The sequence below is a fragment of the Aerococcus sp. BD502 genome (genome assembly GCF_057919555.1).
Genome location: NZ_CP147972.1, coordinates 63,330 through 89,551, shown reverse-complemented (window position 1 = coordinate 89,551; position 26,222 = coordinate 63,330). Strand labels below are relative to the sequence as shown.

Genomic DNA, 26,222 nt, shown 5'->3' with positions numbered 1-26,222 from the left:
TCAGGCGAATATAACTTCGCTCTGAGGATTTTGTCCTGATTAAAATTTAAATGGGGAGGGGAAAAAATAGAATTGATACTGATAACCATCGCTTTTTAGGGTGATTTGACAATGGCGCTCATTTTCTTCATCTGACTCTAAAAGCACTATTCCTTGATTAAACTGGTAATTTCGTGGGGGATATTGGGGGGGTTGCTCACGCAATAATTTGCGCTTTTTTTCATCATGCTTCAATTGACGCTTAATGGCTTCGACGTCTTCTAAATGGGTTTCGATTTCCTCTTCTTGGTCTTGGAGCTTCTGCTTTAAATCTTCTATCATTTCTTCTTTTTCCGCTTCTTCTTCCTTTTTTTCTTCGAGGGAAATTTCGTAGTCTTTGATGGCTGCTTCGATAGTAGCCAAAGCTTCTAAAATTTCAATTTGCCCGCTCGAAGCTTCTATTAACTCTTCTTTAGCTGACTGGTATTCCTTTTTTGCCTGTTCAAGTTCTTCCTCAATCTCACGGCAGGCTGTCTGGTTTTTTTCAAGGTCTGCTTCTTGCTCTTTAATGGCATTGTCAAGTTCTTCTTTTTCTTTTTGGAGCTCTTCAATTCTTTGCTCTGAAGCTGATACTTCCTTTTCTTTCTTTTGATAATCATTATCTAACGCCTTTATTTTGTCTCGATGCTCCCGATATAGCATTTGCTGGCGGTACTGATCGTCTTTAATGGCGATATCGGCTAGGGCTTGGGCGAGGTAGGCTCTTTCTGTATTTTTTAGACTGTGTTGATTATAGTAACTATGTTCTAAATTGAAGTAAATAAGGAGGGTGCTAACCATTAGGCAGAGAATCGTCGTGAAAAGAATATGCCCCTTTTTATTCATGCTTAACCTCCTGATAAATGAGATAAAGTTGATGCTTTTCGCCATTATTTAACAGGGCTTTTAATTTCACGGTATGTGGATTAATTCGGAGCAACTGCCAATGTTTCACATGCATGAGCATGGGTTGATGCCCTTGACCATGAACTTTTTTACGAATCATCTGACTATCTTTATTTTCATAGTATTCATAAGTTAAGCGTCGTCCCTCGTGATCTTCAATAATAAGGTCTTGAGTTTCACAACTGATGAGCTTGGCTGATTGGGCCTCCCTAGCGAGCGAAATAGCAAAGCTTCCCCAATCATCTAAATATTCCTGGTTGAGTTGATTGCCATAGTTAATTTGACCGCGAACAAGTAAGAGTAAAAGTAGTTGCAGTAAAACGAATAGAAATAAAGCGCAAGTCGTCTCCCACAATGTAAAACCCTTAGTACTCGTCCATATTTTCCAATTGGATAGCAATAGTTTCACCTGTTTCTTCATTGTAATAGGTAAATTTTTCATCCAGTAAAGGCTTAGCTCTTAGAGAAGCTAATTTTTCATTTACGGTATAATACATGTTCTCGTAAGTTTGGACCTGTTTTTGCGCATTTTGATATTTTTTGATTTGCTGGCTTTGTTGGCCGATGGTTAATAAGGTAAAGCTGGTAATTAGTCCTAAAGATAAGACAGCTTCAAGTAAGAGATGGCCGCTCTTTTTACCTTGAGCGCTTTGTCTTTTAGCGGATAACATATTCTCCTCCTCCTAGTTGGAAAACAATCGATAACCGTTCCTTACCGGAGTAAAAAGTAAGCTTTGTTGGTTGCTCTAAGCCGTAATTACGCCGTAAAAATAGCGTTCGGGCTTGTAAAACTTGGATATCTTTGGGTAGGGTGATCGTTTCAGTGGAATTTGCTTGTGTTAAGGACTGGAAAATAACGCGGTTATTAAAAGCTTGTATGGTAATATTTTCACCATTCAATTGCGCCCGCTGCTGATATTGTTCGTAGTTTAAGGCAACACTTTGGACGGTTTTAGTGAGTAATAATTTTCTTTCTTGCCAATGTAAATGACTAACCGTGGCTAAAAGCACCAGCGCCGTAATGGCTAACACAATGACCGTTTCAAATAGGGTGAAGCCATGCGTATGATGGCTTACCTTCCTAAATTGACTCAACCTATTCACATGACTTCACCAAGCTTTCTTCTATTTATTCTTGTGGTAACGCTCTAATTGTTCTGAGGTGAGGTATTGTTTATCGATTAATTCCTGATCGGTGGGTGCCTGATCATATTCCAGTTCGTACAGTGCTTTTTGTGTCTCAACTGTTTTAATGATCGCCGCATCCGCTTTTTCTTCGGCAACCTCCTTTTGCTTGGACATATTAGGGATGATGATCAAAAGGAGCAAAGCGATAATAAACAGCACAATGACCATTTCAACTAAGGTAAAGGCTTTTTTATTGCATAATTGAGTTTTTAATTGGTTAAGGTAGGAAACAAATTTTTTCATGCTCGTAAACCTCCTAGCATGGATAACATGGGTAACATCAAAATCAGATAGACCGAGATAATGAGAGTAGCAATCGCTAAAAAGATAATATTTTTCAGGTAATTGGTTTGCCTAGCTAAAGTTTTAAACAAAGCTTTTTGGCAGCGTTGGCTATAAAGGTGAAGTTTTATCCCTAAGGCGCTAATTTGCTCTCCGTGGGCTACGATAGCCTGGCATTCGGGAGAAAAAATACGAGCTTCTTGCAATTTACTTTGAAAGGGGACGCCATGGATGTACCCTTGGTTAAAAAATTCGCCAAGCTCTTGTAAGAGTGGGGAAATATTTTGCTGCCTAAAAGTGGCCACTATTTCCTTGAAACTGTAGCCAAGTTTCAATAGCTGGCTAAATTCGTAAGCAAAAAAGTAGGTATAGTAATACAGAAATAGGCTGCCCAGAAAAGGGATTTTGACAAAAGTTTGCGCGCGTTTCAGTGCTTTCGTTCTTCGACACCATCTGTAAAACAAAGTGAGCAGAACCCCAAGGCCAGCCAAAGTAAGGACCAGGGCTTGGGGAAAATGTTCTAGGCTCATGAGTAACCAATCAGTAGTCAAGTCTTGGCCGGGCTGAATAAAGGTTTTTAAGTGGGGCAACATCAGAAATCGCAAGGCCAAGAGCAGGCCGATAACCATCGCAATTAAAAGCAGAGGATAGGCCAGCGCTTGTCGTAATTTCTTTTCGTATCGGTCTTGCTCGTCCAGGTAACTGGCGATCTGCAGCAACCCTTCGCCCAAATTACCTTTTGTTTCTGCAATATAAATTTGATAGCGAATATTGGCATTGAGATTAAGGTGGTGAGCTTGTTCATAAAATAACCTTCCTTGACTCATTGTCTCTTGCATTTTCATAAATTCTTCTTGGTAATGAGGCTCAAGGATTTTCAGAAAGGGAAGGATTTCCGCTAACATAAAACCCTCGGTATATAATTCACCAATATAGCGAAGAATATCAGCCTGCTGCCGACGCTTGATACGTCTTCGCTGGCATTTAGCCTTCCAAGCAGTAAGCTTCATAGGTGTTTTGACTAATTTTTCCATGCTTAAGCAACTCCTCTAATTCATCGTTTAGTGTTCGGTAATTTTCAAATTTTTGGTTCTTGATGAGTGGCTGAATCTGTTTTTCCATCACGGCTTCAATCACTAATTGACGGTGGCCCTCTACCGTTGGAACTAATCTTTGGGAGGTGATTAAGCCGAGGGTTTGCAGCAATTGTTCTGGCGTAATGTCAAGTTCTTTTAAGCGGTTTAAAACTCCCTTACAATTTTTGGCGTGGATCGTAGCGATAACGAGGTGCCCGGTCAGAGCAGCCCGAATAGCCATGCGAGCTGTAAGTTCGTCACGGATTTCACCGATAACTAAAATATCGGGATGGTGCCTGAGACTGGCTTTAATTAAGGCGCCATAGTCGACCCCTGCCTTCATATTCACCTGAGTTTGCAGGAAGCGTTCATCCTTAATTTCAACTGGATCTTCCATTGTAATAACAGAACAAGGGGAGGTCTCATAACGCTTGCCTAAAAGATCATAAATTAAAGTTGTTTTCCCAGAACTGACCGGACCTGAAAAGAGAAGTAAGCCACTTTTCTTACGCAGGAAATAAGAGAACTTGGCCTGTAGAGGGTGAGTGAATAGGGCCTCCTTTTGCTCTTTATTTTGATGGAGAAGACGAAGGACCAGTGATTCTTGCAATAAGTAGTTAGCTATCGTTGATAACCGTAGTTCGACAAAATTTTTGCCGTCATTATAGTAGTAGGCCCCATCTTGAGGCAGTCGTCTTTCACCGACATCCATATGTGCCTGATATTTAAAATAACGAATCAATCGACTCCCTTCTTCTAGGCTAAGTTGTTCTAGAAGGGTTAACTTTTCGCCTAGACGTAAACTCACCTGATATTTATCTTTTTTGGGACTAATATAAATATCTTCACACTGTTGATGGCTTGCTTCGCTTAATAATTTTTTGACATAATTTTCCATAAATTCCTCCTTAGCTACTCATTTAAGATATACAGCGAGGGAAACAGATATTCACTTTTTATTTTTTAAATTCCTTTGAGAATTAAGAAAAGAACTTATGTTATAATTATTAGAGTAGCTTTTTGAGGAATAAAGAGGTGTTATTGATGGAAGCAAGAGTTCAAAAGTTGCAAGAGGTTTTACGCCAAGAAGCCTTGGATGCGTATTATGTAACCAATCTATACAACATACGGTATCTCAGTGGCTTTACGGGGACGACAGCGACTGTTCTGATTACGCAAGAGGACGCTTATTTTTTCACCGATTTTCGTTACGAAGAGCAAGCTCACGAGCAATGCGCAGGCTTTAAGGTTATCATTGCTGGGGGTTCGGCAGCTATTTCCGATCCGTTAGCTTATATGGCCGATTTAATTCAAAAATTGCCCCAACACCGCGTTGGCTTTGAAGCTGATGACCTAACGGTTAAAGCTTTTAAGCAGGTATCACAAAAGGTCGCGTGTGAGTGGATAGAAAAACCGGGCCTTGTCCAAAAGCTTCGCGAAGTGAAGGACCAAGAAGAAATTAAGACCATTAAAACGGCTTGTGATATTGCCGTTGAAGCTTTTTCTTACATTGTAGATTTCATTGAGCCCGGGCAAACGGAAATTGAAATTGCTAATGCTTTGGACTTTAAAATGAGGGAAATGGGTGCCTCGGGGGTCTCTTTCACGACAATTATTGCTTCCGGCTTACGGTCCGCCATGCCACACGGGGTCGCCAGTGAAAAAGTTGTCGAAAAAGGTGATTTAATCACATTAGATTATGGTTGCTACTATCATGGCTATGCTTCCGATATGACACGGACGGTCGCTATTGGTGAACCTAAGGCTGAACTTCGTAAAATTTATGATATTGTTTACGAAGCCAATCGGCGGGTAAACGAAGCTGCTCGTCCTGGCCTTACCGGTAAGGAGCTTGACGCCGTTGCTCGTGATTACATCAAAGAATGCGGTTATGGTGAGCAATTTGGCCATTCAACCGGACATTCGGTTGGCCTTGAAGTGCATGAAGCGCCTATGGTCAGCTTCCGCAGTGAAGAGGTCTTTGTGCCAGGGAATGTGATTACGAATGAACCGGGCATCTACGTCGAAGGCTTAGGAGGCGTTCGGATTGAAGATGATATTTTAATCACTGAAGAGGGCGGCGAAATTTTGACCCCATCCCCGCGTGAGTTATTAATCATTTAAGAGAGTTACAATTTACATGGATATACTGGAGGCTTAGAGTATGATTACAACGAATGATTTTAAAACTGGCTTAACAATAAAAAATGGCGATAGTTTATATCGTGTAGTCGAATTCCAACATGTTAAGCCCGGTAAAGGAGGCGCTTTTGTCCGTTCAAAATTAAAAAATTTACGGACGGGTGCTCTACTGGATAAAACTTGGCGTGCGGGCGAGAAAGTAGAAACGGCTCATATTGATAAACGCGATATGCAATATCTTTATGCCAATGGAACGCAACATGTCTTCATGGACACCAGTAATTTTGAGCAAATTGAAATTCCAGCCGAGCAAATTAAAGATGAACTCAACTATCTCCTAGAAAACATGGATGTTGATGTCATTATGTATGACTCTGAAGTTTTGGGGGTTGAACTTCCTAATACGGTAGAATTAACTGTTGAAAAGACGGCACCTAACATTAAAGGGAATACAGCTTCAGGCGGTTCTAAACCAGCAACTATGGAAACTGGCGTGGTTGTTAATGTTCCATTTTTTGTGAATGCCGGCGACAAGCTCGTCATCAATACTCAAGATGGCAGCTATGTATCGAGAGCTTAATATTGACAAGGTAAATGTTCCTTTGAATTTTGATAAGGAGGAGTTCGATGGTTGTGGCTAACTCTGAAGCAGCTGAATACTCTACACATTGTGCGGGGGATTATGTCATTTCCCAGCAAGTGATTGAAGATATTGCTAAGCATGTCGCTCGTCAAGAAGCAGGGGTTGTTTTGCATTCCAATGCTCGTTTACAAATGAAAGATTGGTTTCAACGTGATCATACGGCCATGCTCCTTGAAGACGAAACAGGCCAGTTCCTGCTGCAGCTGACAGTCGGCTTGGCCTATGGGGCTAACATTCCCCAGAAAGCAACTCAGTTACAAAAAAAGATCCATGATGCAGTTTATGAAATGACGGAAATTAGTTTGGATATTATTAATATTGACGTCATTGGACTCTTCATGGCCTAGTACATGCGAGGTAATATGAAAGTCTTTTCCGCTAGACAAATTCGTGAGTTAGCGTTTCTAACGCTATATCTAAAAGCTTTTAATCCTGATTATCCCCTAAAAGAGTGCTTCGCCTTCTTATGGGATAATCGGCAAGAACTTAGGCCCAGTTTAGAGAAACATCAAGTTTTGATAGACGAATGGCAGGAAATAGCCCAGCAAGGCCAGCCTGAACCGGCCAGTGACCTTTCTTTTGTGGCGTCTTATGGGGAATGGCCCACCGAAAATCTCGATCGGCCTGAAATTCCTAGCGCCTACGAGGAGTTAGTCGTAGGTGTCTTGGCGAAAGAACAACGGCTCAATGAAGAGTTGGCCCCTTGTATCGAAGGGCGTTGGTCGATTGATCGGCTTGAAGATATCAACCGTTTGCTTCTCCATTTGGCTGCTTATGAAATGATTTTTGTAAGTGATGAACAAGTTCCTGGTGTTGTGGCCCTTAATGAAGCTTTAGAGCTAGCCAAGCGCTATACGGATGAGCAAGCTAAGAAATTTATTAACGGAGTTTTAGCCAAGCTTTTAGAGACACAGAAGGAATAGTCGCTATTTCTTTAAAATTTTGTTACTATGACAGTGTGGCATTGCCATAATAGTATAAGTGAGAAGAAAGGTAGGAGAAATATGTTTGAAATTTACTCCAAGGATTATGTTAAAGAGGCTAAGGCTAGCATGTCTGAGCGTGTCGAAGCCTTAAAAGCAAAAGGCATCGAACCAAGCATGACGACTTTCTTAGTGGAAGGCCGCAGTGCTAATGCCGCTTACGCCAAAGTTAAGGGCAAGTTCGCTGATTCTGTCGGTGTGAAGTATAATCTTGTCGAGCTCCCCGCTGAAACCACGACAGAAGATCTCATCAAAGAAATTCAAAAATGCAATGAAGATGAGAACACTCACGGTATTATGGTAGAAATGCCTTTACCTGAACATATTAACGAAGCGGATGTTCGTTTAGCGTTAGACCCTAAAAAAGACGTCGACGCCCTGCATCCTATTCACCTTGGGAACCTCTTGCACCAACGTCCTTCGACCATTCCTAATACGCCTTTAGCGGCCATGAAGATGCTTGAACTGGCAGATACGGAATTAAAAGGAACGGATTGCGTAGTCATTGGTAACAGTGCGGTTGTTGGCCGTCCATTGGCAGAACTTCTACAACAAAAAGATGCTACGGTTACGATTTGCCATATTTTCACCAAGGATACCGCTAAATTCACTCGCGAAGCAGATGTGGTTTGCTCGGCAACGGGTGTGCCTGGTCTTGTGACGGAAGATATGATCAAAGAGGGCGCAACTGTTATTGATATTGGGACAACCTATGTTGATGGCAAATTACATGGTGACGTGGACTACGAAAATGTAGCGCCAAAATGCCGTGCCATTACTCCTGTACCGGGTGGGGTTGGTCCTGTAACCCAAGTCATGCTCTTTGACCAAATGATCACCCGCTTGGAAAAAGAGGCTAAGTAATGACGGAAGCGAAATACCTGACGGTTAGTCAACTTACCGCTTATATTAAAGCTAAATTTGACCGAGATCCCTATATGAATCAAGTTTATGTGACGGGAGAAATTTCAGGTTTTCGCGATCGTGGTAAAAATAATAATCAATATTTTCGTATAAAAGATGAGCAAGCGTTGATTTCGGCTGTGATGTTTCGCAGCCGCTATCAACGTTTAAATTTTAATCTTGAAGAGGGAATGAAAGTTTTCATCAAGGGCCGAATTGGCGTTTATGAAAGAACTGGGAGTTATCAATTATATGTTGATTCCATTCAACCGGATGGCCTGGGAGCCTTATTCATTGCTTTTGAACAACTGAAAGAGAAATTAAAAAATGAGGGCTTGTTTGCCTTTACTCCCCAAGCTATTCCTCGGTATCCCAAAAAAATTGCTGTGTTAACTTCACCTTCCGGCTCAGTTATTCAAGATATCATTACCACGATCAAAAGGCGTTACCCCATCGTGCAACTTATTCTCTACCCCACGGTCGTTCAAGGGTCTGCAGCCAAAAATAGTATTACAAAAAATTTGCAGCGTATTAGACAAGACGGCCCTTATGATACGGTTATTTTAGCGCGGGGTGGGGGCTCTGTCGAAGATTTATGGTGTTTTAATGAAGAGCAGGTTGTGCGTGAACTCCATGCTTGTCCTTATCCTGTCATTTCTTCAATTGGCCATGAGACGGATACCACCTTGTGTGATTTAGTGGCTGATCAACGGGCAGCAACGCCTACCGCGGCAGCAGAATTAGCGACTCCTGTGTTAAGTGAAGAAATCTATCGTATCCAAACATGGCGGCAATCTTTATATCAAGTTCAGCAAAACCGGTTAACTTATTTTTCAGAATACTTACGACAATTACGGGAGAATTATGTTTTTCAATCTCCTCAGCGTTTATTCGATCATTACAATATGCGTTTGGGAAATTTAGAGAGAGAAATGCAGGGCCTAATTCAGCAGTGCTTTTACAAGCAAGAGCGACGCCAGCAAATTCTTTTACGGAAGTTGGCTGATTTCAATCCCGAAGTGCATATTGTGAAAGCTCAGCATCAATTAGAACAAAAGCAGCTGTTACTCGATGCGACGATGAACAATAAATTGCATCATTTGAAGCAAAATTTACAAACTCATCTGCAGCAATTAGATGCCTATTCGCCCCTCAAACGTTTGAGCCAAGGCTATACTTTTGTGAGTGAAGATGAAAAACCGATTAGTAGTGTTCATGAAATTGGCGTCGGGGATGTTTTAACCCTTACTTTCCATGACGGAGAGGCCGAGGTACGAGTGGAAGAAATTCAAACGCAAGACCATACAATCAGTTAGGAGGTTCCTATGGAAGAGCAAACGGAAGCTTTGAACTTTGAAGAGGCGATGCAAAAATTAGAACATATTGTTAACGCCTTACAAAAAGAGAATTTACCCCTGCAGCAAGCAATGGCTTATTTTAAAGAAGGCATCTCCTTAAGCCAGTACTGCAGTAAAACACTAGAGGAAGCCGAGGAAACCATGACAAAGTTGATGAATGAAGAGGGCGAGCTCGAAGACTTCGAACCCCAAACTAAGGAGTAACGCGATGCGTTTAAAAGATCTACAACAAGCCTATGACAAGAAGCTGACTGAGCAGCTGCTTGCTCCTTTTCAAGGGCATACCCGCCTAGAAGCGAGTATTCGCTATTCTCTAGAAAATGCAGGCAAGCACTTGCGGGTTTATTTTATCCTGGCGCTGATGAAAGCTTTTGGCGTTGATGAAGCGAAATGCCTGCCGGCAGGCATTGCTGTTGAATATATTCATACGTATAGTTTAATTCACGATGATTTACCAGCTATGGATGACGATGATTACCGGCGTGGTGTATTGAGCAACCATAAAGCATTTGATGAGGCGACTGCTATCTTGGCGGGCGATGCTTTATTGACGGCAGCTTTTGAATATTTAAGTGCCACTGACCTTTATAGCGATGGAACTAAAATTAAATTAATGACTCTGTTAAGTCAAGCAGCGGGCTACCAAGGGATGGTAAGCGGGCAAAGTCTTGATTTAGAAGCAGAAGGTACTGATATTTCCCTAGAAGCGGTGGAAGTGATGTACCAACGTAAAACCGGCGCTTTGTTAAGTTATTCTATCAAGGCAGGCGCTTTGCTTAGTGCTGTCGAATCTGAGGGGCAGAAATTATTGAATAACTTTGCAAAGCACTATGGTTTAGCTTACCAAATCCATAATGACTTGCAGGAAGAAGTCTGGACAGATAAAAAACGGGGTAAAATTTCTCATAGCGATAAGCTCTTGCAAAAAAATACTTTTCCTGCTCATTTGGGGATTCCTGGAGCAAAAAGTTATCTCGAAAAATGCGTCCAAGCAGCAAAGGAAAACTTAGCGAGCTTGGAGGGGATCTATGAGACTCGAAACTTTGAGCTTTTGTATGATTTTTTACACTATTTAAGGATTTAGAGGTGGAGGATGAAAAAGGAAAGAGTGGATGTCCTACTGGTTCAACAAGGTCTAGCGCCATCACGGGAGCGCGCTAAAAGATTGGTTATGGCTGGTAGTATTTTTGACGAGAAACATCAACGCTATGATAAACCCGGCGAAAAAGTTGCCATGACGACAGAATTTTATTGCAAAGGGCCAACCTTGCCCTATGTCTCTCGGGGTGGTTTAAAGTTAAAAAAGGCTCTGGAAGTCTTTCCGGTTTCCTTAAAAGGGGCGAATGTATTAGATATTGGTTCCTCAACCGGAGGCTTCACTGATGTTTCCCTTAAAGCCGGCGCAAGTCATGTCTATGCTTTAGATGTCGGAACGAATCAACTGGTTTGGTCTCTACGGCAGGATCCGCGTGTTACCGTGATGGAACAAACTAATTTCCGCTATGCCAAGCCCGAGGACTTTAATGAGGGCCAACCTCATGTGGCGACGATCGATGTCTCCTTTATTTCACTAAGATTGATCCTCCAACCCTTGCATGCTATTCTAGCGGATGAGGGGCATGTTGTTGCTCTCATTAAACCGCAATTTGAAGCGGGTCGTGATAAAGTAGGTAAGCATGGCTTAGTACTCGATCCAAAGGTTCATCGTGAAGTCATTGAAGAAGTTATCGCCCAGGCTAAGCAGCTTGCTTATGTTCCGCTCGGCTTGACCTATTCTCCCATAACGGGCGGTAAGGGGAATATTGAATTCTTACTTTACCTTAAAAAGACAGCACAAGCGCAAGCCATTGAAGACTTAAATATTCAAGCCGTCGTCAAAGAGGCTCATCAGCATTTGTAGTGTTCGGAGGTTATTATGCTGCAGCACTTAGAAGTCAATAACTTTGCTATTATTGAACATTTAACGATTGATTTTAAGGAAGGCATGACAGTTCTCACTGGAGAAACGGGTGCTGGTAAATCTATAATCATCGATGCTGTTGGTCTTTTGGTCGGCGGGCGAAGTTCGACAGACTTTATTCGCTATGGCTGTCATTCTTACCGTTTAAGAGGCATTTTCTACCAGCCTCACCTCTCTTTACAGGCCCAGGAATTATTAGCCGACCTAGAGATTCCTTTTGATGACCATCAGCTTCTTATTAGCCGCGAAGTCAGTCAGTCTGGTAAAAATACAATTAAGATTAATGGAGTATCTCTAACAGTCGCTCTCTTAAAACAAGTTGGCCAATATTTAGTTGATATTCATGGGCAAAATGAGCATCAAGTTCTAATGGATCCGAAACGCCATCGCTTATTTTTAGATCGTTTTGGTGGGGAAGCCTTGTATGAAAAGTTAAAAGCCTATCAGGAAACTTTTGCAAAATATCAGGTCGCTAAAGATAGATTAGATAAGCAAAATGTTAGCCAGCAAGAGAGAGCCCAACGGATTGATTTATTACAATTTCAAATCAATGATATTGAAAGCTGCCAGCTTCATCCCGATGAGGAAAGTGACCTGGAGAAGCAGCGTGAGCAATTGATGAATTATCAAACCATCGCAGAAGCCTTGCAGTTCTCACACGAAGCCTTGACCCGTGAAGAATGGAATATTACTGATCAATTAGGCCAGGTGGTTCAAGCCTTAGAGGGCATTGCCACTTTGAAGCCAACATATCAGCACTATTTTGAGCAGGCTAATAATGCTTATTATGTACTACAAGAATTAAGTATTGATATTCATAGTAGTATCGATGACTTAACTTATGATGAAGAAGTTTTAAATCAAGTTGAAGAACGGCTAAGTGTGATTCATCAGCTGAAACGAAAATATGGGGATTCAATTCCCGAAATTTTGACTTACGCGGATGAAGCTAAAAAAGAGCTGGAGCAATTAGAAAATTATGAAGGGCATTTGGCTCAGCTGGAAAAGGACGTTCAAAAATTAGAAGAGCAATTATTGGCTTTGGGGCAAAAATTGCATCAGGAACGCATTAAAGCTGGCCAACAACTTGAAAAAGCTATTAATCATGAGATGGCCTCCTTATACATGGAAAAAGCGCAATTTTTTGTTCAATGTGTAGAGCAGAAAAATTTTCGACCGCATGGTTTAGATCAAATTGAGTTCTTGATTTCAACTAATTTGGGTGAACCAGCCAAGCCACTCGTTCGTATTGCGAGTGGTGGGGAACTTTCGCGAATCATGCTAGCTATGAAAACAATTTTTCAAACTTCAGAAGATGTCACGAGCATTATTTTTGATGAGGTTGATACGGGGGTTAGTGGTCGGGTAGCCCAAGCGATTGCAGACAAAATGGGGACTATTGCCCATCATGCCCAAGTACTATGTATTTCACATTTACCGCAAGTCGCAGCGCGGGCGGATCACCAGTTACATATCGTGAAAAAAGTAACCGACGAACGCACTTCTACCCAAGTTAAGTTGCTTAATGAGCAGGAACGGATACATGTGATTGCACAAATGAGCGCCGGTGAGAACCTGACCGAGGCCGCTCTGGCTGCCGCCAAGGAAATGAGACGGAATGCTAAACAAGAAATGAAATAGAAGGTGAGAATTATTTCCCAAAAAGTTATTGTCATTTGTGGGCCAACCGCTGTTGGAAAAACCGATATTAGTTTAGAACTTGCTGAGCAATTTAATGGGGAAATTGTAAATGCTGATTCCATGCAAATTTACCGCCACTTAGATATTGGCACAGCTAAACCTACATCGGAAGAACGGCAGAAGGTTCCTCATCATCTTTTTGATATGGTAGAGCCAAGAGAGCCTTTCACGGTGGCGACTTATAAAAGTCTGGCTAAAAACTGTTTAAATCATCTATTTCAGAACTCCCGCCTTCCTTTTATTGTTGGGGGAACAGGTTTGTATTTAGAAGCCTTACTCTATGATTTGCCCCTAGGAGGTCGTGTAAAACCTCACCCTGAATTTCGTTTGGAGATGGAAAAATATGCTGAGAACATGGGAGTCAAAGCCTTGCACCAAAAATTGCAGGTGATTGACTTAGCAGCGGCAGAAAAAATCCATCCTCATAATATTAAAAGAGTGATTCGAGCGCTTGAAGTTTGCCATTTTTCAGATCAAAAGTTCTCTGAACAACGAACAATGCCAAAAAGTAGTCCTTATGAGCTATTTATTTTAGGGCTAACCACGGAACGGTCAATTCTATATGATCGTATTAATCACCGTGTTGATATGATGATGCAGGCTGGTTTACTGGAAGAAGCCCAATGGCTCTACCAGCAAAGCTTACCTCAAGATAGTCAATGCTTACAGGCGATTGGTTACAAGGAATTTTTCCCTTATTTCTCTAAGCAAATAAGTAAAAGTGAAGCAGTGTCGACCTTGAAAAGAAATTCTCGGCGTTATGCTAAGAGACAATTAACTTGGTTAAGAAATCGGCTTAATGGCATTCATTGGTATGATCTGATAACGGAGCCGCGTCAGCAAGAAAAAATAGTGGATGAAATCAATAAATTTCTACAAAAGGAGGTCAAGTATGGCTGATCGTGTTCTTCTCGCTGCTGTAAAACGTGTTGAAACGGCAGAGAATCTATTCTCCATGAAAATGCAAGAATTCCGATCGTTAATTCAAACAGCCGGAGGTCAAGTTCTTCATGAAGCTGTTCAAACACGGGTAAATCCCGATCCTAGATATTATATGGGCGAAGGTAAATTGCAAGAAATCAAACAAATGCTTAATCATTCAGCTATTGACTTGGTTATTTTTTATGATGAACTTTCTCCCAGCCAACTTAGAAATATTGAAGGTCAATTGAATTGTGCTGTTATTGACCGCATTCAATTAATTTTGGATATTTTCTCATTACGAGCACAGAGTAAAGAAGCTAAACTCCAAGTGCAATTAGCCCAAAAAGAATACTTGCTGCCTCGACTCATGGGACAAGGCTTGGCTTTGTCTCGTCTAGGCGGGGGGATTGGAACACGAGGCCCTGGGGAAACAAAGTTAGAACAAGATCGCCGCGTCTTACGTGATGAAATATCTAAAATTAAGCAAGAGTTGATTAAAGTAGAAAAACATCGGCATATTAGTCGCCAGCGACGCCTCAAAAACCCCGTGTTTAAAGTGGGCTTAGTGGGTTATACGAATGCAGGAAAATCTACTATTTTAAACCATTTGACCTCCGCAGACACCTATGAAGAAGATCAACTTTTCGCTACTTTAAGTCCTTTAACGCGAACGGTAGAATATGATAATCAATTTCAAATGACTTTGACCGATACGGTAGGTTTTATCCAAGATCTCCCGCCTCAGGTGATCGATGCCTTTCATTCAACCTTAGAAGAATCACGTTATATGGATTTACTCTTAGTCATCGTAGATGCCTCAAGCCCCTATCGAGAGCGCGAACTAGAAGAGGTTTTACATTTACTGAAGGAACTTAGCTTGGACCACATTCCTCGTCTGCACGTTTACAATAAAATTGACTTAGTTTCACAGCCACAAAATCTCATAATGCATGATCCACATTTGCAAACTTCTGCCATTCAGCCAAAAAGTACGAAACATTTGATGACTGGCATGGCAGAAATGATGAAAAAACAATACAACTATTTTAAAGTAGCGGTGGCGCCGGCGGATTTTGGGGATTGGCAAGGCAGTCGGCATATTATTTACTTTGAAGAAGAGGAGTTCTCTGAAAGTAAAAATATGTATATTTTATCTGGCTACAAGGATAGCCATACTACCTTTCCCACGGCAATCCAGGAGAATTTGACCCTTAAAACCTAATTTTTGCTTTTAAATCGCTTGTTTCACAATTTTTGCTTAATAAGCATATTTTTGCTTTGACCACCATTGAAGAGTCATGATAAATTTGCTATAATTAATTTTGTTGTGATATTTCTAGGGGTAGCTCAGTTGGATAGAGCACCGGTCTTCTAAACCGTAGGTCGCGGGTTCGAATCCCGCTCTCTAGATACCGCCATTATAGGGTTTCTGAGGGTTTTAAGAAAGAGATAAAAGTCATTCGTGACAACTTTATGACAACTTTTATTTTCAAAAGTTTTTCATGCGACGGATAATATCGTCATTTTCCCGCTGAACTTCGCTAATGACATGTGTATATGTGTTCAGCGTGGTAGTGACATCAGCATGACCTAATCTTTCCGAAACATACTGTACAGGAATCCCTTTGGCAATAAGTAAGGAAGCGTGGGTGTGTCTAAGCTCATGTATCCTTACTTTTTTTATGCCTAATTTCTGGCATAAGCCTGCCAGGTGAGTGCGAATATTTTTGTAGGTGGGACGGATAAGCATTTTGTTAACGAAAAGTGTATCTTCTTCTGGTCTAAGACTTAACTTTAATTTTATGTTAGTATTTTTTCTAATATATTTTTGATAAAGCATTAAAACACTAGAATTAACAGCAATCTCTCGTGTAGATTTTTCTGTTTTGGTCGGCTTGGTTCGCCCAGTGTGGTAATCAAAACTTTTAGTAATAAAAAGTTTTTGCTTTTTCATATCCACGTCTTGCTTGGTCAGAGTTAGGATTTCACCCATTTTCTCGCTCCGGTATGTAAGCACATATAAAGGATCGCTTCTGCGGGGTGCGCCCAATTTAAAGCTTTAGAAAGCTTTTCTGCTTCTTTTCGTGATAACGTTTGCCGACCAGCCGGAGCCGAACCTGTAATTTTTATTTTGTAGTTGGGATTTATGATAATGAGCCCTTGGTGTTGAGCATAAGCGAACAGTTGATTTAGTACGCTAGTTAATTTTTTGACCATGGAGCGACTTCTCGTGGCGCCAAAATTATTAACTAATGCCTGGTAGTCATTTGTGGTGACTTTTTTAATTTTCTTCCTTGGTCACTCTTTTTTCAAAAGGTTAATTACGCCTTCATACTGTCTTTGGCTCGCAGGGGATAAGTGCGGTTGTTTGTGGACTTCAAACCAATCTGATAAATATTCCACCACTAACGGTCTCTCGCTAAGTCCACACCTTGGGCGATTTTTTCTTCCATTCTGGCCGCTGCTAACTGAGCTTCTTTCTTTGTCCGAAAACCGCTCTTGGATTTTACTTTTCTTTTCCCTTCGTCTTTATAAAAAACTCTATACCGCCAATTTCCGCTTGGCAGTCTATCAAAGGATGCCACTACAAAATCACTACTCCCCAAATTTCTACATCGCTACTCGCATGGAAATAGATATCTTGATAACTGCTGTTCAAGCTGATCAAGCGATCTTCTGCTAGCTTTTTCACATAAGCTTCCCCATCAATACTAGCAATCACCACTTGCCCTATACGAGGGCTTTTTTCTTTTTCAACAAAAATAATTTCCTGGTCTTGAAAGAGTGGTTCCATCGATCGGCCATTGACCTTGACCGCAAAGTCATGATGGGGTGGCTTACTGGTAATCGTGACTTCTTCTTGCTGTTGATCTTGGAGGTATTCCCCATCACCAGCGGAGACCGCACCGCTGAGGACGATGGTGTAATAGGAAGGGGATTCTTCTACAGTGGCGTTTTGCTCGTCTAGCTGATCTGAGGCGAAGGTGTAGACCTTGTGTTGGCGAGGAGGAGTGAGTTGGGTGTAGATTTAAAAAATGTCAGTTTTTTCTTCGGAGGTGGATGTAGCGTCATCTATCCCTAAAACTAATTCATTGATGGTAATACCATAATAGTTTGCTATTGCTTCAATTTCATCTACTTTAGGATAACGTTCACCACTAATCCATCTAGAAATTGTAGATTTATTTTTATTAAATTTGTTGCCGAATTCTTCTAGACTTAAACCATCTTTTCTTCTTAAAAAGTCGATCATATAACCAAACTTTATTTTTGATTTCATTTTACACCATCCTTTTTATTACCTATACTATAGAAACACAAACGAAAAACGTAAAGAAATAGTTGACAAAAATTCAACATAATTATGTAATAGGTTTAGAAAGTTAAAAAAGGATGAAATGAAGTGGTAAAACTAAAAAAGAAGAAGCCTTTTAAAAGCTTCTTCCTGAAGTTCAAACTCAAGATCGCACTATTATCTTTTGAGTTTGAACTTAAAGTAAATCGTTAAGTCACTAGGGGCGAAAGCCCCTCCCTGAAAAGGGGTGACTTAAGGTAAGTTTACCATTTCAAAGTACTCCTTTCAAGAAAAACTATCAAAGGGTTAGTGTCAAGCAATGCTCGGTCAATCATAAAGAACTCTATCTCGTATCTAATTATTCAAAAGTCACTTCGTTTTTGTGCTAAAGGACGCTGCGTTGAAAAGCAGTGGCACCGGCTTACGCTTCATAGAAGCTTACGCCTGACCGTCCTATTCTGGCTCTATGTCGTTGGATAGGCCTCGCTACGCTCACCCTATCGGCACTCCGAGAGCCAGATATACGGACGGCCTGCTAACACTGCTAACGCAGGTCTTTAGCACGCACTCCGTGTCTTTTGGCGAAGCAGCTAACAAAATGTATGGTATAATTTCCCGACCATACTGCTTGACACTTCACTTGGAATCGTGCCCTGATGGGCACCACAAGAACTTTGTTGCGGCCTGTGACATAGTATTGCCCTAACAATCCCTGGATATTCGGGTATAAATGGGCTTGTATTAGCTTCAATATCTGATCGAACAGCTTCTTCAAAACAATGATTAGATTGAGCGGTGATAATGGCAGCCATTGCTGCTGCGCCTTGACGGGTCCAATTTCGTCCTTGCTTTTTCATGCGATAAGTATAAAGCCGATGGCCTGCTTCACAAACGCCACCGGAAAAATGGTTTGGTAAGCCTCGCTGCTCTGCTGGTTTAATGAGTAACCAATTCCTTTGAAGATAAGCTCTTAGAGCTTCAATTTCAGCCAAAAACTCCTGATGATGGTGCCAGCGACTTTCACAGGTCTCCAAAGTAACTTGAACTCCTTCGAAATCATAAGCCTTCACTTTTTTAATGACCAATTGACGTATTTTATGATCAAAAAATAGGCGCGTTCTGATTTTTTGAATGACATGAAATTTATCGCAGAAATGTTCATGCCGAAGGCATACCCCAATCATCTCGTTAAAATCTTCCTCCGTATAACCACTGCCACCATCCGAATTAGAAATCACAATCGTTTGATGTAAATCATAGTAGGATTTAAGAAATCGGCTAACTTTTTCTCGAAGGGCTGCACTAGATTGAACAGAAGAAAAATAATGAGCTTGAATAAGTTGATGCCGCGAAGTGGATCGATCGACGCCTTCATAGAGGGTCACACGGTGTAGTTGAAGATGTTTTGTCCTTTTCCCTTTTTTCTTCTTCTTAGTGATCAGCACACCATCCCCTTCAATGTACAGAAAAGGAACGGATCGTTTTTGAGAGTAAGCCAGTTCCTTCTCTTCTGCTTTTTTATTCTCAAAGCTTAAAATTTTTTGCCCAATTTCTTGAACAATATGATGTGCGGTCTGATGCGAAATACTAAAAGGCATTAAAGCATTGAAGGCTTCTGCAGTCGCACGAAAAGTTTGCTTCGTACAAAGCTGGGCAATTTTTTCTTTGACCTGAGAAGAAAGATGACTTCTTGCTTCTAGTCCTAAACACAAATCTAGGGGAAGAAAGCTAGAGTGACCTTCTTTTTTCATCCGACAGCGTCTAAAAGTGACGGCACCAAACATAAAACATAGTGTGCGTGGTTCATAGCGAGCAATTTTCCAGCCTTCGGCTTGGTATCTTTGAATTAATTGCTGATCAAGTTGAGTGAAAACCGCTGCAAGACATTCACAGCAAAAATTGCTTAATATCGGATAAACAATATCTTCAAAGTCACCTAAAGATGAGCAATTTTCCGTCTTTTTTAGAATATCTGTGATAATATCATTCATGAGGACATCTTCTTTCTTTTTTTTGATCAACTTAAAGATAGATGTCCTTTTTTTATTTTTCAAGTCTTACCGAGCATAATTTTACACTAAGTATCAAAGGAATGGGGTAAAAGTTATGAAAAAGAAAAATAGGTTAGGAAATTTTGTTTACGAGAATGAACTCAAAAATGGTGAAAAACAGATCAATATAAAAATTGAGTTTAATCCAATTATAGGAGGGATAGTATTATTGATGATAGCCAGCTTAGTATATTGGGTGATTAAATAGAAAATAAAAAAAAGAGAGGAGGTGAGCACATGGAGCAGCAAATGACTTTAAAGCAGCTACGAGATGGATACGGCCTGACTCAAAAAGAGCTAGCAAGGCTTTTTAAAGTTAGTGATCGCACAATTTACAATATAGAAAAAATTCTGCTGATATCAAAGATAGTCTACTGAAGAAGTATATGCACGCTTTTAATGTGACATATGATCAAATTTTTTAGGCAACGAGTACGAAAATAACGTATTTGGAAATAAAACTAAAGAATCGTTAATTAAAAGATGGGGAGCTCAAAGTGATGTGTGACTGCCTTTATGGGACGTATACAGTCAAAACTGGCGACCACATTGCCCAGTTGGAGCTGGTCAAAATTCCTGAGGCGGAAGTGGTTGAAGTCAAGGAACTCAGGGAGCCGGAGCGAAGCGGCCTAGGGTTCGGAAGTTCGGGGATCTCGCATGACGCCGAAGGATTATTTTAAGCAAGCGATTAAAATTGATGAAGAGATCACCGCCTTACAAGAATCGTACGAACCTCTAAAAGCGAGCCTCTTAGGCATCCAACAGCTATCGGATCTCCTCGGATCGTGCCCCACGGTAACCCCACAGAAGATAAAATGATCCAACTGGCAGAATTGAATAATCAAATCAATTTTCGGATTGATTGCCTAGTCAATTATAAGTCTAAACTTATCGAAGAGGTGATGGGTCTGGAGAATCGAAACCACCGCCTCCTGCTGATCTATCGCTATATTGATGGTCTAAAATGGGAAGAGGTGGCTGAGAGGATGAACTATGACGTGAGTACGGTCTATAAACTTCATGGTGAGGCCTTAGATTGCTTTCACCACCAATTCGCCAGTAAATTCTAGTGTTTCCGAGTTGGTCGGTATGCTATGGTTATAGTAGGGAAGATGAAGGAGCATTCGACTACCTCTAATTTTTGTCATTTCCCAACTATCTTCTCTAAAGAGCGGTTACACCCCCGCTCTTTTTTTGTATGTTTAAGATTTACAGTAAAAAGGAGCCTAGCAGGCTAGACTCCTAATTTTTCTTTTAGAGCTTCGGTAAGCGTTTGGGAGAAGTTGATGTTTGCTTTATTACCTAGCTCATTGAGATATTGAGGGATCGTTAAGGTTTTTTTGACGGTATAATTCATTTGTTTTTTGCGTGCAATATCTAGATCAACTTCAATAGGGATAATTAAGCTATCTTTATTATCTGGTTTTATATCGTGAGGGAGAGAGGGAGCTGGTAAAGGGTCGCCATCTTTTTCGGTGACAAGCAGCCAGCCTTCTAATAGATCTTTTGCCATATGAAGGGCATCATGCATATCTTCTCCAAAAGTAAAGGCACCTTCTAAATCTGGAAAGGATACATTATAGCGCTCGCCTTCGGGCTCAAAAACAGCATAGTAAATCGTCATTATAATCACCTTTCTCTTGTAGGAGTTAAAGATGGATCCAAAGCAAGGCTATTTTAGCCCTGCTTGTTTCCATATGGCATTGAGTGTACCTATGGGTAGATCTTTCTTAGGGTGTGGTACAGTGATTTTTCCTTTAAGGGTAGGGTGCTTGAAATAGTGGTGAATGCCGCGCGTATCGTGGTGATACTAACCATTTTTCTTCAGGATTTTTATGACTTGTTTTGAGTCCATGCTTTAACGCCTTTTACTTATATTACAGCACGTACCCTAACACGTGTACAGTTTTTTGTTATTTTTAGAAAGTTGGTGATGGAAAATTAGGCGATTAACGGTAAAGCAAAAGCGATTTGCGGATGAGTACATCATCAGCGGAAATGCCACGCAGTCTTATATTGATGCGGGATATTCTGCCACCAAGCGCTCGGTTGCAGAAGCTAATGCCAGAAAGGTACTCGCAAAGCACTCGGTAAAAGCTTACATTGACAAAAAAATGAAAGAATTAGACGAAAAAGCGATAGCGAGCCAGAAAGAAATCCTGCGATACTTGACCTCTCTTCTCAGAGGTGAGGAAAAAGAAGTGGAGTTTATTGGTGTGGGGGACGGTTTGCAGGAAAAAATTGAGGTGCCGGTGAAGCATCAACAGCGCTTGCGGGCGGCGGAATTATTAGGCCGGCGTTATGCGATGTGGACGGATCGTGTGGAGCAAACCAGTAAAAATATTGAAATTACGCTGGGTGATGATGACTTTGGGGACGATTAAGATCAAGATTCCCAAGCCATCACAAGTCTTTAATCGCAGTATTTATGAGCATTTATACGACTATGATACGTTTACCGAGGTGCACTATGGCGGGGCTTCGAGCGGGAAATCTCATGGAGTGGTCCAGAAGGTCATTTTAAAAGTGCTGCGGGCGTGGCGAGTGCCTCGAAAAGTGCTCTTCTTGCGCAAGGTGGCTTCTACCGTACGGGATTCTATTTTTGCAGACGTGATTTCGGGCTTGGGCACTTTTGGGCTTTTACCCTATTGCAAAATTAATCGATCAAGCTTTCAAATTGAGTTGCCGAACGGCGCTCTTTTTTTATTCAAAGGTTTAGATGACGCCGAGAAAATTAAGTCAATCAAGGGGCTTTCGGATGTTGTGATGGAAGAGGCCTCAGAATTTATTTTAGACGACTACACGCAGTTGACTTTGCGTTTGCGAGAGCGGAAGCATAAGCAGCGGCAAATTTTTCTCATGTTTAACCCGGTTTCTAAAGCGAATTGGGTTTATCAGACTTTTTTTATTAAGCGACCGCAAAACACGGTGGTATACCAAACAACCTATAAAGATAATCGCTTTTTGGATCAACAAACGGTGGCGACGATTGAAGATTTGGCGAATACGAATGAAGCTTATTATAAAATTTATGCTTTGGGTGAGTTTGCCACTTTGGATAAGTTGGTTTTTCCGAAGTATGAAAAAGCGCTTTTAAATGAGGAGGAGCTTAGGGAATTGCCATCTTACTTTGGTTTGGACTTTGGTTATGTGAATGATCCATCGGCTTTTATGCATGTGAAGGTCAACGAGAGTAAAAAGGAACTGTATATCGTTCAGGAGTACGTTAAACGGGGGTTAACAAATGACAAATTAGCTCAGGTGATTAAGCGATTGGGGTTTTCTAAGGAGCGGATTATTGCTGATTCGGCGGAGCAAAAATCGGTGGCAGAGCTTCGGCAGCACGGTATTGCTCGTGTTGTAGCGGCTAGAAAGCCTCCGGGGAGTATTTTGCAGGGGCTTCAGTTTATTCAGCAGCACCAAATAATTGTGGACGAGCGTTGTGTGAAGACGATTGAGGAGCTGGAAAATTACACTTGGCAAAAAGATAAGCAGACGAATGAGTATATCAACCGGCCTTGTGATTGTTACAACCACTGTATCGATGCCATTCGGTACAGCTTGCAGAACTATGTTTTCCAATCTGAGCGAACGGCTGACAAGTTAGCTATTTTAAGAAAGTTGAGGTGATTGAGTGAAGAAAGTCAATGAATTTGAACGGGGATATGGATTTTTAGAGACTGAGGACGCTAATCATATTTACCGCCTGCCTGCTGTCCCTCAGAATTGGCAGGTATTTTTAGACTTGGTGAAAGATCACCAAATGAATCAGGTTCCGCGTTTAAAGCGTCTGCACCGATATTACTTAGGAAAGAATGACGGGGTCATTTCACGTTCAGAACCGAAAGGGGATAATAGAGCGGATTACCGAACCCCGCATAGTTTTGCAGAATATATTACGATGTTTCGGACGTCCTACATCTTAGGAAAGCCGGTTAAGACTGATTACTTAGAGGACGGGCAAGACGAGCAGCAAGAGTGGCTAGAGGCTTGGAACACGAACCAAGATATTGATGCCCATAATTTTGATTTAGGCCTTGACTTGTCAAAGTTTGGACGAGCCTATGAGCTACTTTACCGTGGTTTTGATGATGTGACGCACATTGCCACAAGTCACCCTTATTGGTCCTTTGTGGTTTATGACGAAACGGTCAGCCAAAAGCCACTTTTTGCGGTTCGCTACCCGAGTGTGCGGCGTGGGGACGAAGAGTTATATCAAATTGAGGTTTATCTTGAAGACCGGACACTCGTTTTTCCTCCGACGACACTCTATGGGGCGCGTTTGGGGGAGCCGGTGGTTAAGCGACACTATTTTGGTGAGGTGCCTGTTATTGAATACCAAGCTAATCGTGATCGCATGGGCGATTATGAGCGGGCGATACCCTTGATGGATCTCTATGATTATGCGCAAGCAGACACGGGGAATTATCTCACGAACACCAACGAGGCGATGTTAGTGATTACGGGGGATTTCAATCCTGATGATGTGACATATGATAAACACGCTAACATGTTGCTCCTTCCGACGGGGACGGATGCCCAGGGGAAGCAAACCTCCTTGCAGGCCGAGTATATTAACCCTGTTTATGATGTGCAAGGGACGGAAGCCTATAAATCACGTTTGCGGCAAGATATCTTCCTCTTCTCTTATACACCGGATGTGAGTGATGAGAACTTTGCCGGCAATCGGTCAGGCGAGGCGATGAAATACAAGCTCATTGGTTTGGAACAGGATTGCGTGGTGAAGGAACGTCTGCTTAGGCAAGGACTTATCAGGCGTTACCAACTACTTGCCAATATTTCGCATACGGTTAGGGAGCTTCAAGGGGAGTTTAAGCCTCAATATTTAAAAGTGACCTTTACCCCTAATTTGCCCGTTAATCTCTCGCAAGAATTAAGTAGCTTAGTAAGTGCGGGGGCCAAGTTTAGTCAAGCGACTTTGTTATCACAAGCCTCCTTTGTGGATAATGTCCAAACGGAGCTGGATCAATTAGCCAAGGAGCGAGAAGCTAACGCATACGGCATGCAGCAATTCATGAGAGGGTCGGATAGCGAGGATCAGGATGACGGCGTACTGGCATGAGCGATTAAAAGAAGAAATAACGGCTGTTTTAGCCCGTGACGTGGACGTTGGTAAAGTTTACGAAGCTTTGTATGCACGAACTCAGCAACACATTGCTGACCTGCTGACGGTTTATTATGAGCGTTTTGTAGTTGGGGAAGAAAGCCCTTATCAGATCGCTAAAGAGTTTGATGTGCAAGCTTTTATGGATCAAGCCAGAATTTATGTTGAGAGTAAAGATTTTAGCCCGAAAGCGAATCGTGAGTTAAAGCTTTATAATTTTGCTATGCGAGTCAATCAACTCGAACTCTTAGAAGGGCGTTTACGGCTGGCGATGGCTACTCTTCGGGAAGAAGAATTAGCAGCTACGAAACAGCTGTTGTTGGATGAGGGCTTGAAAGTCTATGAGCAACAGGCGGGGATCTTAAAACTTGCAGTTCCCAGCGCAGAGGTCATGCAGCAGATGATTAAAACGCTCTCTCAGACAAGTTTCCATGGCGTCGTCTGGTCGGAACGGGTTTGGCGGCGGCAAGTCGGTCTGGGTCGACTGGTCCAAGAGGTCGTGGAAGGCGTGACGCTACGAGGCCGTAGCCCTTTAGAATTTGTGCCAGAATTGCGCGAGCAGTTTAGCGTCGGGGCTTATGAAGCGAAACGGCTAGCGATTACGGAGTCGGCTAGGCTTCAAAGTGAAGTACAAAAAGAGAATTATCGTTTTAATCACGTGGAAAAATATGAGTATATGGCGGAGCCTACGGCTTGCGCCCTTTGTGCTGCCTTAGATGGCAAGACGTTTAAAGTGTCTGAGATGGAGCCGGGGAGTAATGCTTGTCCCATGCATCCCTTTTGCCGGTGCTCAACGGGCCCTGTGCCTGATGAGCAGGGGTTGGAGGGGATGTTTCGGGAAAGGGAGGCAGAAAAGCGTGCGGATAGCTTGTTAGCAAAAGCAAGTGATGTTGAGACGAAAATTACAGAAGATCTCAAAGAAATTGTAAAACAAGTGGGTTGTGATCTTGTTGGGCTTGAATATCGAATTAAAACAAAAAAATCGTTAACACGAAAGATCTTGTTGAAACCTAGTGCAAAAATGCGTGATGTCATTAGATATACCTCAGTATCTGATCCGGAACAATTAGTTCATGACTATTTTGAAATTGTTGATCAGTTAAAAGAAAAAGGCTATACTGTAAGTGAAGTGAAGAACACATGGACAAACCCCTATTCCCCATATAAAGGTATTAATACAAATGTATTAACTCCGAGTGGATATGAGTTTGAAATACAATATCATACTCCCGAAAGTTTCGAATTAAAGAATGGCAAGTTGCATGACTTGTATGAAGAACAACGTAAGATTAAAGATACAAAATCAAAACGATATATTGAACTGCAAGATGAGATGGTATCTTTATCATCAAATTTAATAGTTCCCTTTAAAATAAATGAGGTGAAAAGTGAATGATTACATATTTCGAATTAATTGACCAAGAAAATAGAGGGATTATCGTTAAATATAATGGTTCTAAGGGATATACGTATGATAAAAATCACAAAAAATGGGTTCGAGATGGAATTATGATGGATTACTTCATGGCAGATGTTTACGATGAAAGTCCTAAGTCTTCAGACGACTATCGGGAAATATCAGAAGATGAAGCGTTAGAAAAATTAGGGTTAAATTAAGAAGCACCCAAAAAAATGACGAGGGTGCTTTTCTTATGCTTAAAATTAAT

The 26,222-nt window shown here is 41.5% G+C and carries 36 protein-coding genes and 1 tRNA gene; 22 read left to right on the top strand and 15 right to left on the bottom strand.

Annotated elements, in window-relative coordinates; genetic code table 11:
- Nucleotides 1-39: 39 nt before the first annotated feature.
- Genes WF803_RS00510 through comGA form a run of 7 tightly spaced genes read right to left on the bottom strand, consistent with a single transcriptional unit; the run spans nucleotide 40 to nucleotide 4,368 of the window.
- The gene (locus tag WF803_RS00510; RefSeq protein ID WP_489611188.1) at nucleotides 40-864 is read right to left on the bottom strand and encodes a hypothetical protein; all 825 of its coding nucleotides are present in this window, start codon (nucleotides 862-864) and stop codon (nucleotides 40-42) included.
- Complete coding sequence (locus WF803_RS00505) at nucleotides 857-1,279, bottom strand: ComGF family competence protein (protein WP_489611187.1); 423 nt, start codon at nucleotides 1,277-1,279, stop codon at nucleotides 857-859. The genes WF803_RS00510 and WF803_RS00505 overlap by 8 nt, the downstream gene beginning before the upstream one ends.
- Nucleotides 1,280-1,289: 10 nt before the next feature.
- Complete coding sequence (locus WF803_RS00500) at nucleotides 1,290-1,595, bottom strand: hypothetical protein (RefSeq protein ID WP_489611186.1); 306 nt, start codon at nucleotides 1,593-1,595, stop codon at nucleotides 1,290-1,292.
- Nucleotides 1,582-2,028 (bottom strand): prepilin-type N-terminal cleavage/methylation domain-containing protein, encoded by a 447-nt coding sequence (locus WF803_RS00495; RefSeq protein ID WP_489611185.1) that lies wholly within the window; start codon nucleotides 2,026-2,028, stop codon nucleotides 1,582-1,584. The genes WF803_RS00500 and WF803_RS00495 overlap by 14 nt, the downstream gene beginning before the upstream one ends.
- A gap of 21 nt (nucleotides 2,029-2,049) precedes the next feature.
- Nucleotides 2,050-2,355, bottom strand: a complete 306-nt coding sequence (gene comGC, locus WF803_RS00490; protein WP_489611184.1) for a competence type IV pilus major pilin ComGC — start codon at nucleotides 2,353-2,355, stop codon at nucleotides 2,050-2,052.
- The gene (gene comGB, locus WF803_RS00485) at nucleotides 2,352-3,428 is read right to left on the bottom strand and encodes a competence type IV pilus assembly protein ComGB (protein WP_489611183.1); all 1,077 of its coding nucleotides are present in this window, start codon (nucleotides 3,426-3,428) and stop codon (nucleotides 2,352-2,354) included. Before comGB ends, comGC begins: the two co-directional genes overlap by 4 nt.
- Nucleotides 3,379-4,368: a competence type IV pilus ATPase ComGA gene (gene comGA / locus WF803_RS00480; RefSeq protein ID WP_489611182.1), complete on the bottom strand. Its 990-nt coding sequence runs from the start codon at nucleotides 4,366-4,368 to the stop codon at nucleotides 3,379-3,381. The genes comGB and comGA overlap by 50 nt, the downstream gene beginning before the upstream one ends.
- Before the next feature lie 146 nt (nucleotides 4,369-4,514).
- On the opposite strand from comGA, the gene WF803_RS00475 reads away from it, so the two are divergent.
- From WF803_RS00475 to WF803_RS00415, 13 genes are all read left to right on the top strand, one after another.
- Nucleotides 4,515-5,594 (top strand): M24 family metallopeptidase, encoded by a 1,080-nt coding sequence (locus WF803_RS00475; RefSeq protein WP_489611181.1) that lies wholly within the window; start codon nucleotides 4,515-4,517, stop codon nucleotides 5,592-5,594.
- A 40-nt stretch (nucleotides 5,595-5,634) separates the two neighbouring features.
- Nucleotides 5,635-6,192 carry an elongation factor P gene (gene efp / locus WF803_RS00470; RefSeq protein WP_489611180.1) on the top strand — a complete coding sequence of 186 codons (558 nt, stop codon included), beginning with the start codon at nucleotides 5,635-5,637 and terminating at the stop codon, nucleotides 6,190-6,192.
- A 47-nt stretch (nucleotides 6,193-6,239) separates the two neighbouring features.
- Complete coding sequence (locus WF803_RS00465) at nucleotides 6,240-6,602, top strand: Asp23/Gls24 family envelope stress response protein (protein WP_489611179.1); 363 nt, start codon at nucleotides 6,240-6,242, stop codon at nucleotides 6,600-6,602.
- 168 nt (nucleotides 6,603-6,770) lie between these two features.
- Nucleotides 6,771-7,178 carry a transcription antitermination protein NusB gene (locus WF803_RS00460; RefSeq protein ID WP_489611178.1) on the top strand — a complete coding sequence of 136 codons (408 nt, stop codon included), beginning with the start codon at nucleotides 6,771-6,773 and terminating at the stop codon, nucleotides 7,176-7,178.
- A gap of 81 nt (nucleotides 7,179-7,259) precedes the next feature.
- Entirely contained in the window at nucleotides 7,260-8,102 is an 843-nt protein-coding gene (locus tag WF803_RS00455) for a bifunctional 5,10-methylenetetrahydrofolate dehydrogenase/5,10-methenyltetrahydrofolate cyclohydrolase (RefSeq protein ID WP_489611177.1), read from the top strand.
- Nucleotides 8,102-9,457 carry an exodeoxyribonuclease VII large subunit gene (xseA, locus tag WF803_RS00450; protein ID WP_489611176.1) on the top strand — a complete coding sequence of 452 codons (1,356 nt, stop codon included), beginning with the start codon at nucleotides 8,102-8,104 and terminating at the stop codon, nucleotides 9,455-9,457. Before WF803_RS00455 ends, xseA begins: the two co-directional genes overlap by 1 nt.
- 9 nt (nucleotides 9,458-9,466) lie before the next feature.
- A complete protein-coding gene (gene xseB / locus WF803_RS00445) occupies nucleotides 9,467-9,703 on the top strand; it encodes an exodeoxyribonuclease VII small subunit (RefSeq protein WP_489611175.1) in 237 nt (78 codons plus the stop codon).
- A 4-nt stretch (nucleotides 9,704-9,707) separates the two neighbouring features.
- Entirely contained in the window at nucleotides 9,708-10,583 is an 876-nt protein-coding gene (locus tag WF803_RS00440) for a polyprenyl synthetase family protein (RefSeq protein ID WP_489611174.1), read from the top strand.
- Nucleotides 10,584-10,592: 9 nt separating this feature from the next.
- On the top strand, nucleotides 10,593-11,399 hold the full coding sequence (locus WF803_RS00435; protein WP_489611173.1) for a TlyA family RNA methyltransferase: 807 nt from the start codon (nucleotides 10,593-10,595) through the stop codon (nucleotides 11,397-11,399).
- A gap of 15 nt (nucleotides 11,400-11,414) precedes the next feature.
- Entirely contained in the window at nucleotides 11,415-13,100 is a 1,686-nt protein-coding gene (gene recN / locus WF803_RS00430; RefSeq protein WP_489611172.1) for a DNA repair protein RecN, read from the top strand.
- 3 nt (nucleotides 13,101-13,103) lie between these two features.
- The gene (gene miaA, locus WF803_RS00425; RefSeq protein WP_489611171.1) at nucleotides 13,104-14,060 is read left to right on the top strand and encodes a tRNA (adenosine(37)-N6)-dimethylallyltransferase MiaA; all 957 of its coding nucleotides are present in this window, start codon (nucleotides 13,104-13,106) and stop codon (nucleotides 14,058-14,060) included.
- Nucleotides 14,053-15,306 carry a GTPase HflX gene (hflX, locus tag WF803_RS00420; RefSeq protein WP_489611170.1) on the top strand — a complete coding sequence of 418 codons (1,254 nt, stop codon included), beginning with the start codon at nucleotides 14,053-14,055 and terminating at the stop codon, nucleotides 15,304-15,306. Before miaA ends, hflX begins: the two co-directional genes overlap by 8 nt.
- Nucleotides 15,307-15,420: 114 nt before the next feature.
- Nucleotides 15,421-15,494 (top strand) — tRNA-Arg (locus tag WF803_RS00415).
- Between the two features lie 79 nt (nucleotides 15,495-15,573).
- On the opposite strand, the gene WF803_RS00410 is transcribed toward WF803_RS00415, so the two are convergent.
- The 6 genes from WF803_RS00410 to WF803_RS00385 all read right to left on the bottom strand — a co-directional run bounded on the left by WF803_RS00410 (nucleotide 15,574) and on the right by WF803_RS00385 (nucleotide 19,400).
- A complete protein-coding gene (locus WF803_RS00410; RefSeq protein WP_489611928.1) occupies nucleotides 15,574-16,038 on the bottom strand; it encodes a site-specific integrase in 465 nt (154 codons plus the stop codon).
- Nucleotides 16,039-16,061: 23 nt separating this feature from the next.
- Nucleotides 16,062-16,301 carry a hypothetical protein gene (locus tag WF803_RS00405; protein ID WP_489611169.1) on the bottom strand — a complete coding sequence of 80 codons (240 nt, stop codon included), beginning with the start codon at nucleotides 16,299-16,301 and terminating at the stop codon, nucleotides 16,062-16,064.
- Between the two features lie 188 nt (nucleotides 16,302-16,489).
- Complete coding sequence (locus WF803_RS00400) at nucleotides 16,490-16,669, bottom strand: Arm DNA-binding domain-containing protein (protein WP_489611168.1); 180 nt, start codon at nucleotides 16,667-16,669, stop codon at nucleotides 16,490-16,492.
- Nucleotides 16,669-17,004 carry a S24 family peptidase gene (locus WF803_RS00395; protein ID WP_489611927.1) on the bottom strand — a complete coding sequence of 112 codons (336 nt, stop codon included), beginning with the start codon at nucleotides 17,002-17,004 and terminating at the stop codon, nucleotides 16,669-16,671. The genes WF803_RS00400 and WF803_RS00395 overlap by 1 nt, the downstream gene beginning before the upstream one ends.
- A 108-nt stretch (nucleotides 17,005-17,112) precedes the next feature.
- Entirely contained in the window at nucleotides 17,113-17,364 is a 252-nt protein-coding gene (locus WF803_RS00390) for a helix-turn-helix domain-containing protein (RefSeq protein WP_489611167.1), read from the bottom strand.
- Between the two features lie 605 nt (nucleotides 17,365-17,969).
- On the bottom strand, nucleotides 17,970-19,400 hold the full coding sequence (locus tag WF803_RS00385; RefSeq protein WP_489610821.1) for an ISLre2 family transposase: 1,431 nt from the start codon (nucleotides 19,398-19,400) through the stop codon (nucleotides 17,970-17,972).
- Nucleotides 19,401-19,485: 85 nt separating this feature from the next.
- Between WF803_RS00385 and WF803_RS00380 the strand changes: the two genes are divergently transcribed.
- The 4 genes from WF803_RS00380 to WF803_RS00365 all read left to right on the top strand — a co-directional run bounded on the left by WF803_RS00380 (nucleotide 19,486) and on the right by WF803_RS00365 (nucleotide 20,500).
- Nucleotides 19,486-19,638: a hypothetical protein gene (locus WF803_RS00380; RefSeq protein ID WP_489611166.1), complete on the top strand. Its 153-nt coding sequence runs from the start codon at nucleotides 19,486-19,488 to the stop codon at nucleotides 19,636-19,638.
- A 29-nt stretch (nucleotides 19,639-19,667) separates the two neighbouring features.
- On the top strand, nucleotides 19,668-19,808 hold the full coding sequence (locus WF803_RS00375; RefSeq protein WP_489611165.1) for a helix-turn-helix domain-containing protein: 141 nt from the start codon (nucleotides 19,668-19,670) through the stop codon (nucleotides 19,806-19,808).
- 122 nt (nucleotides 19,809-19,930) lie between these two features.
- Nucleotides 19,931-20,110: a hypothetical protein gene (locus WF803_RS00370; RefSeq protein ID WP_489611164.1), complete on the top strand. Its 180-nt coding sequence runs from the start codon at nucleotides 19,931-19,933 to the stop codon at nucleotides 20,108-20,110.
- A 135-nt stretch (nucleotides 20,111-20,245) separates the two neighbouring features.
- On the top strand, nucleotides 20,246-20,500 hold the full coding sequence (locus WF803_RS00365) for a hypothetical protein (RefSeq protein WP_489611163.1): 255 nt from the start codon (nucleotides 20,246-20,248) through the stop codon (nucleotides 20,498-20,500).
- Between the two features lie 164 nt (nucleotides 20,501-20,664).
- Here the strand turns inward: WF803_RS00365 and WF803_RS00360 are convergent, their stop codons facing one another.
- The gene (locus WF803_RS00360) at nucleotides 20,665-21,054 is read right to left on the bottom strand and encodes a type II toxin-antitoxin system HicB family antitoxin (protein ID WP_489611162.1); all 390 of its coding nucleotides are present in this window, start codon (nucleotides 21,052-21,054) and stop codon (nucleotides 20,665-20,667) included.
- 48 nt (nucleotides 21,055-21,102) lie between these two features.
- Complete coding sequence (locus WF803_RS00355; RefSeq protein WP_489611926.1) at nucleotides 21,103-21,219, bottom strand: type II toxin-antitoxin system HicA family toxin; 117 nt, start codon at nucleotides 21,217-21,219, stop codon at nucleotides 21,103-21,105.
- A gap of 151 nt (nucleotides 21,220-21,370) precedes the next feature.
- Between WF803_RS00355 and WF803_RS00350 the strand changes: the two genes are divergently transcribed.
- Genes WF803_RS00350 through WF803_RS00330 form a run of 5 tightly spaced genes read left to right on the top strand, consistent with a single transcriptional unit; the run spans nucleotide 21,371 to nucleotide 26,172 of the window.
- On the top strand, nucleotides 21,371-21,814 hold the full coding sequence (locus tag WF803_RS00350) for a terminase small subunit (protein WP_489611925.1): 444 nt from the start codon (nucleotides 21,371-21,373) through the stop codon (nucleotides 21,812-21,814).
- On the top strand, nucleotides 21,792-23,060 hold the full coding sequence (locus WF803_RS00345; RefSeq protein ID WP_489611924.1) for a PBSX family phage terminase large subunit: 1,269 nt from the start codon (nucleotides 21,792-21,794) through the stop codon (nucleotides 23,058-23,060). Before WF803_RS00350 ends, WF803_RS00345 begins: the two co-directional genes overlap by 23 nt.
- Nucleotides 23,061-23,064: 4 nt before the next feature.
- Nucleotides 23,065-24,513 carry a phage portal protein gene (locus tag WF803_RS00340; RefSeq protein ID WP_489611161.1) on the top strand — a complete coding sequence of 483 codons (1,449 nt, stop codon included), beginning with the start codon at nucleotides 23,065-23,067 and terminating at the stop codon, nucleotides 24,511-24,513.
- Nucleotides 24,494-25,951 carry a minor capsid protein gene (locus WF803_RS00335; protein WP_489611160.1) on the top strand — a complete coding sequence of 486 codons (1,458 nt, stop codon included), beginning with the start codon at nucleotides 24,494-24,496 and terminating at the stop codon, nucleotides 25,949-25,951. Before WF803_RS00340 ends, WF803_RS00335 begins: the two co-directional genes overlap by 20 nt.
- Nucleotides 25,948-26,172, top strand: coding sequence for a hypothetical protein (locus WF803_RS00330; protein WP_489611159.1), 225 nt, complete (start codon nucleotides 25,948-25,950; stop codon nucleotides 26,170-26,172). The genes WF803_RS00335 and WF803_RS00330 overlap by 4 nt, the downstream gene beginning before the upstream one ends.
- The last annotated feature ends 50 nt before the right edge of the window (nucleotides 26,173-26,222 follow it).